At 61.8% G+C, this 6399-nt stretch carries 7 protein-coding genes; 5 read left to right on the plus strand and 2 right to left on the minus strand.

The window, feature by feature from the left end; translation table 11 throughout:
- The coding region (locus B3873_RS08770; protein ID WP_286865343.1) for a homoserine dehydrogenase at window positions 1–598 on the minus strand (598 nt) is incomplete at its 3' end.
- 72 nt (window positions 599–670) lie between these two features.
- A complete protein-coding gene (locus B3873_RS08775; RefSeq protein ID WP_088753784.1) occupies window positions 671–1900 on the minus strand; it encodes a pyridoxal phosphate-dependent aminotransferase in 1230 nt (409 codons plus the stop codon).
- 390 nt (window positions 1901–2290) lie between these two features.
- Here B3873_RS08775 and B3873_RS08780 point away from each other — a divergent pair, with 390 nt between their 5' ends.
- The 5 genes from B3873_RS08780 to B3873_RS08800 all read left to right on the plus strand — a co-directional run.
- Window positions 2291–2671, plus strand: coding sequence for an Mth938-like domain-containing protein (locus B3873_RS08780; protein WP_286865345.1), 381 nt, complete (start codon window positions 2291–2293; stop codon window positions 2669–2671).
- 56 nt (window positions 2672–2727) lie between these two features.
- On the plus strand, window positions 2728–4455 hold the full coding sequence (locus B3873_RS08785) for a glycosyltransferase family 39 protein (protein WP_039788408.1): 1728 nt from the start codon (window positions 2728–2730) through the stop codon (window positions 4453–4455).
- Window positions 4452–4823 carry an EamA family transporter gene (locus B3873_RS08790; RefSeq protein ID WP_121039800.1) on the plus strand — a complete coding sequence of 124 codons (372 nt, stop codon included), beginning with the start codon at window positions 4452–4454 and terminating at the stop codon, window positions 4821–4823. Before B3873_RS08785 ends, B3873_RS08790 begins: the two co-directional genes overlap by 4 nt.
- A gap of 98 nt (window positions 4824–4921) precedes the next feature.
- Entirely contained in the window at window positions 4922–6043 is a 1122-nt protein-coding gene (locus tag B3873_RS08795) for a DegT/DnrJ/EryC1/StrS family aminotransferase (protein ID WP_134135257.1), read from the plus strand.
- Window positions 6044–6262: 219 nt separating this feature from the next.
- Window positions 6263–6399: glycosyltransferase (locus B3873_RS08800; protein ID WP_286865356.1), on the plus strand; the 137-nt coding region annotated here is incomplete at its 3' end.

The raw sequence follows: 6399 nt of genomic DNA on the forward strand, positions 1-6399 counted from the left end.
CGCCTTCGATGTCGAAAGTCGGATCGGCTTCGGCATAGCCCAGGCGCTGCGCTTCCTTCAATACCACGTCGAAGTCCAGACCCTTGTCGCGCATCTCGGAAAGGATGAAGTTGGTGGTGCCGTTGATGATGCCGGCCACCCACTGGATGCGGTTGGCGGTCAAACCTTCGCGCAGGGCCTTGATGATGGGGATGCCACCAGCCACGGCCGCCTCGAAGGCCACCATGACGCCCTTTTCCTGCGCCGCCTTGAAGATTTCATTGCCATGCTTGGCGATCAGGGCCTTGTTGGCCGTGACCACGTGCTTGCCGTTGGCGATGGCCTTGAGCACCAGGTCGCGGGCGATGTCATCGCCGCCGATCAGCTCCACGACGATATCGATCTCGGGATCGTTCACCACCAGGTTGCCGTCATTGACGACCTTGACTTCTCCTTGGGTCAGTTCGGTCGCGCGGGCAGTATTGCGAGCGGCGACCATGGTAATTTCAATGCCCCGGCCTGCACGGCGCGCAATCTCTTGCTGGTTGCGCTTGAGAACATTGAAAGTACCGGAACCCACGGTGCCGATGCCGAGCAAACCTACTTTGATGGATTTCATATTGTCTTCGTGGTTGGTGAAAAATGACCGCCACGCCGCAGGCCGCGGACGTGACGGGTAGTGCAAATCGGATCAGGCCGTGCCGTGGCGGCGGCGATAGCCTTCCAGGAAGTGCGCGATGCGCCCCATGGATTCGGTCAGGTCGTCGGTGTTGGGCAGGAACACCACGCGGAAGTGGTCCGGCGTGGGGCAGTTGAAACCGGTGCCCTGCACGATCAGTACCTTTTCCTCGGCCAGCAGTTCGTAGGCGAATTCCTGGTCATCCTTGATCGGATAAACCTCCGGATCCAGGCGCGGGAACATGTAGAGCGCCGACTTGGGCTTGACGCAGGTCACACCGGGAATATCGGTGAGCAGCTTGTGGGCCAGGTCGCGCTGCTTGGTCAGGCGGCCATTGGGGGCGACCAGGTCATTGATGCTCTGGTAGCCGCCCAGCGCGGTCTGGATGGCGAACTGGCCGGGCGCATTGGCGCACAGGCGCATCGAGGCCAGCATGTTGAGGCCTTCGATGTAGTCGCGCGCATGCTTCTTCTCGCCCGAAACCACCATCCAGCCGGCGCGGTAGCCGCAGGAACGATAGTTCTTGGACAGGCCGTTGAAGGTGATGAACAGCACATCGTCGGCCAGCGAGGCCAGCGAGGTGTGGGTGTTGCCGTCGTAGAGCACCTTGTCGTAGATCTCGTCGGCCAGGATGATCAGCTGATGCTGGCGCGCCAGCTCAATGATCTCCTTCAGCACCTCCACCGAATACAGCGCGCCGGTCGGATTATTGGGATTGATGACGACGATGGCCTTGGTGTTGGGGGTGATCTTCTTCTTGATGTCGGCGATGTCGGGCTGCCAGCCTTGCTGTTCATCGCAGACGTAATGCACCGGGGTGCCGCCGGACAGGCTCACGGCGGCCGTCCACAGCGGATAGTCGGGCGACGGCACCAGCACTTCGTCGCCGGTGTTGAGCAGCGCATTGACGCTCATGACGATCAGTTCGGAGGCGCCATTGCCCAGGTAGATGTCATCGATGGTCACGCCTTCGATCTTCTTTTGCTGGGTGTAGTGCATGACCGACTTGCGGGGCGCGAACAGGCCCTTGGAATCGGTGTAGCCGGAGGCATTGCCCATGTTGCGGATCATGTCCTGCACGATCTCGTCGGGCGCATCGAAGCCGAAGGCGGCCAGGTTGCCGATGTTGAGCTTGATGATCTTGTGGCCTTCTTCCTCCATCTGGCGCGCCTTTTCCAGCACGGGACCCCGAATGTCGTAACACACATCTGCCAGCTTCTTGGATTTCTGAATCGGTCGCACAGCTCTTCCTCTAATCGTTTCGCGACAGGCGGCGTCGGCCCCTGCCCGTCCTGTCCTGCTTCATCGGCCGCGTGCGCCGGACCGGAACCTTTATCCTGCGGCTCCCCTCCATTACCACGCTTGCCATCATTTTCCTGCACGTTTTTGCCTGCTGCAGTGCAATGTAAAGCACCTGCAAAGCGGCCTGCGGCGCTGCCTCATGGGCTTGCCGGGAACCGGCCATTTTGCCCAAAGCTAAGCATTTTATCAATCAAATAGGCGTGCGCCGGGGTCGGAAACGGCTACAATGGCGCACTTTACGACCGCGTTGCTGCGATGCATGTCGACTTGACATCATGGCCCGGCCGTTCGCCCCGCGGGGCCGCCTGCAACCCATCCTGCCCATCTGCGATGAAGCTCCATTCGACCGAAACCAAGCAATACCAGACCGTCACCGCCTATGATGAGGACGGCGTCGAGCTCAATGCCATCCGTTTCACCAACAGCCTCCTGGTGCTGCCCGAGACCGAGCCGGTACCCTGGCCGGCAGAGAGCTTCGAGGCGCTCACTCCCGAGCATTTCGCCCAGATCGATGCCACCGCACCGGACGTGGTCATCCTGGGCACCGGCGAGCGCCAGCGCTTCGTCCATCCCAAGCTGACCACGGTGCTGACTGCGCGCCGCATCGGCGTGGAGTGCATGGACAACCAGGCCGCCTGCCGGACCTACAACATTCTCATGGCCGAAGGGCGCAAGGTGGCGCTGGCGCTGATCATTGCGCCCAAGGCCTGACGCCGGCACCTGCCGCGACAAGAAACCCAAGAACACGCAACAAGGAACCGCTGTCAATGCGCGAACTGTATAAATCCAAGGCGTTCGTCTGGACGCTGCTCATTCTCTTCCTGCTGGTCTGGTTCTGGATGCTCGGAGCCCGTGTACTGGTGCCCACCGACGAAGGCCGCTATGCCGAAATGGCGCGCGAAATGGTGGCCACGCAGGACTGGATCACCACCCGCCTGAACGGCATCAAGTACTTCGAGAAGCCGCCCCTGCAAACCTGGATGAATGCCATCACCTTCGAGCTGTTCGGTCTAGGTGAATGGCAGGCGCGCCTGTGGACCGGCCTGTGCGGCCTGCTGGGCATCGGCCTGGCGGCTTACACCGGCACCCGCGTCTTCAGTGGCCGCGTCGGCTTCTATGCCGCCCTGGTGCTGGCCTCCAGCTTCTTCTGGGCGGGCATGGGCCACATCAATACGCTGGACATGGGCCTGTCGGGCATGATGACCATCGCCCTGTGCTCGCTGCTGATGGCGCAGCGCGACGGTGCCTCCCGTGAAGGCCAGCGCAACTGGATGCTCCTGTGCTGGGCCGGCATGGCATTGGCGGTGCTGTCCAAGGGCCTGATCGGTATCGTTCTGCCCGGTGCGGTGCTGGTGCTCTATACCCTGTTCGCGCGCGACTGGGCGATCTGGAAGCGGCTGCATCTGGTCAAGGGCCTGATCCTGTTCTTTGCGATCTGCACCCCCTGGTTCGTGGCGGTGTCGCTGCGCAATCCGGAATTCCCGCAGTTCTTCTTCATCCACGAGCACTTCCAGCGCTTCACCACCAAGATCCATAGCCGCACCGGTCCGTGGTATTACTTCATTCCCATCCTGGTGCTGGGCATCATTCCCTGGCTGGGCGTGTTCTTCCAGAGCCTGTGGAAAGGCACCCGCGAGCAACGCGACACCGCTGGCTACAACAGCCTCAACGGCGGGCGTTTCCAGCCTAAGCGGATGCTGCTGGTGTGGGCGGTGTTCATCTTCGTGTTCTTCAGCATCTCGGACTCGAAGCTGCCCTCCTACATCCTGCCGATCTTCCCGGCGCTGGCGCTGCTGATCGCCTGCTACCTGGACGAAGCGGACTACAAGGCGCTGGCCTGGGCCGGTTCGCTGGTGGCCCTGCCCTCGGCGGTGGCACTGGCCTTCATCCCGCGCGTGCCCTCGCTTGCCAAGGATGCCTACTCGCTGCCGCTGGTGGAGGCCCACGTGCCCTACCTGTACGCCGCCACCCTGATCTTCTTCGTCGGCGGCATCGCCGCCATCCGCCTGGCACGCCAGCACAAGGACTGGGCCGTGACCTCGCTGGCGGCGACCGCCTTCGTGGCCGGCCAGCTGCTGATGCTGGGCCATGATCCGCAGGGCCGCTACTCGGCGGGCGTGGACTACGTGCCGGCGCTGCAGGCCGAATTGAAGCCGGAAACCCCGATCTACCTGGTCGGCCGCTATGAGCAGGCCCTGCCCTTCTACCTGCGCCGCACCATGACCCTGGTGCAGCATGCCGACGAAATGGAGTTCGGCCTCAAGCAGGAACCGCAGCTGTGGCTGCCCACCATCGATGCCTTCGTGGCGCAATGGGTGGCCGACAACGCGGCTGGCAAGAAGGATATCGCCATCATCGATCCGACCATCTACAAGCAGCTGGTTGAGCGCAAGCTGCCGATGCGCCTGATCGGCCAGGACCCGCGCCGCGTGATCGTGGCCAATGATCCGGCACCTGCCGCAGCAGTCGCCGGCGAGAAGAAGGCGGCGAAATGAACCTGACTACCTTTGGCTTCATCTTCGTCGGCATCTGCCTGAACGCCGTTGCACAACTGCTGCTCAAGGCCGGTACCAATGCCGTCGGCGCGATCCACCTGACGGCGGACAACTGGTTCTCCACCGGCCTCAAGCTGGCTACCCAGCTGCCCATCATCGGCGGCCTGTCCTGCTACGTGATCTCGGTGGGCGTGTGGATCATCGGCCTGTCGCGGGTGGACGTGACCATCGCCTACCCGCTGCTCTCGCTGGGCTACATCATCAACGCCATCGGTGCCTGGTACTTCCTGGGCGAAGCCATCTCCCTGCAGCGCCTGCTGGCCATCGGCGTGATCATCGTCGGCGTGGTCTTGCTGACCAGAAGCTGATTTACAATACCGGGTTGCCGCGCGCCCGGCGCGCCGGCCACTGCGCTGCCCGCTGCGGCAGCGCCCTCCCCTTGAACCTAGTCTGACCGGATTCCACCATGAGCCTGCCTTTCCTGCCGTTTTCCAAACCCACCATCGATGAAGCCACCATCGCCGCCGTCGGTGAAGTGCTGCGCTCGGGCTGGATCACCAGCGGCCCCAAGGTGCAGGCGTTCGAAAAGGCCTTGTCGGACTACCTGGGCGGACGCATCGTGCGTACCTTCAACTCCGGCACCTGCACCATGGAAATCGCGCTGCGCATCGCCGGCATCGGCGCGGGCGATGAAGTCATCACCACTCCCATCTCCTGGGTCGCCACCGCCAACGTGATCCTGGAAACCGGCGCCACCCCGGTGTTCGCCGACATCGATCCGGTCACCCGCAACATCGATCTGGACCGCCTCGAAGCCGCCATTACCCCGCGCACCAAGGCCATCATCCCGGTCTACCTGGCCGGCCTGCCGCTGGACATGGACCGCCTCTACGCGATTGCCGCCAAGCACAATCTGCGCGTGGTGGAAGATGCCGCCCAGGCGCTGGGTTCGACCTGGAAGGGCAAGCGCATCGGTGCCTTCGGCGATTTCGTCTCCTTCAGCCTGCAGGCCAACAAGAACATCACCAGTTCCGAAGGCGGTTTCCTGGTGCTCAACAATGCCGAGGAAGCCCGTCTGGCCGAGAAATACCGCCTGCAGGGCGTCACCCGCAGCGGCTTCGACGGCCTGGAAGTGGATGTTCTGGGCGGCAAGTTCAATATGACCGACGTGGCCGCCGCCATCGGCCTGGGCCAGTTCGCCCACATCGATGCCGTCACCGCCCACCGCAAGGAACTGGCGCGCCACTATTTCGCCTGCTTCGGCAGCGATTTCGAAGCCAGCTTCGGTGCCCAGCTGCCAGTAGCCGACTTCGAGAACTCCAACTGGCACATGTTCCAGCTGGTCCTGCCGGAGCGCATCACCCGTGCCGCCTTCATGGAAAAGATGATGGAAAAGCAGGTCGGCATCGGCTACCACTACCCTTCCATTCACTTGCTGAAGCTCTATCGTGAACGTGGCTTCAAGGAAGGCATGTTCCCGGTGGCCGAACGCGTCGGCCAGCGCATCGTGTCGCTGCCCATGTTCAATGCAATGAGTAAAGAGGACGTGGAACGCTCGGTGGAAACGGTAAAATCGGTGCTTGGTTGATTTTTGCGGATAATGCAAAGAATTCGACGAAAATATTCGGCATAATTCGTTTTATTTGCATTTTCGCAAGCTGGTCTCCTGCATTTCCCCTGGCCTGAACGCCGCGATGACCCTGTTTCGTGGCGCATCGGGCCATTGATTTATTGCAGAACACGCTTTCAGTACCGCTGGATGCGGGCTCCAGGGCCAGGCATTCCAGCCTTTATTTTTTGATATTTGATGAAACCAGAACTGTCCGTCGTCATCCCGGTTTACAACGAGGAATCCGGGCTCTCCAAATTGTTCGAGCGCCTTTACCCGGCGCTGGACGCCCTGGGCTACAGCTATGAAGTCATCTTCGTCAACGATGGCAGCCG

Origin of the sequence: Herbaspirillum sp. UBA812, assembly GCF_002296545.1 — a bacterium.
GTDB classification, from domain to species: domain Bacteria; phylum Pseudomonadota; class Gammaproteobacteria; order Burkholderiales; family Burkholderiaceae_D; genus Herbaspirillum; species Herbaspirillum huttiense.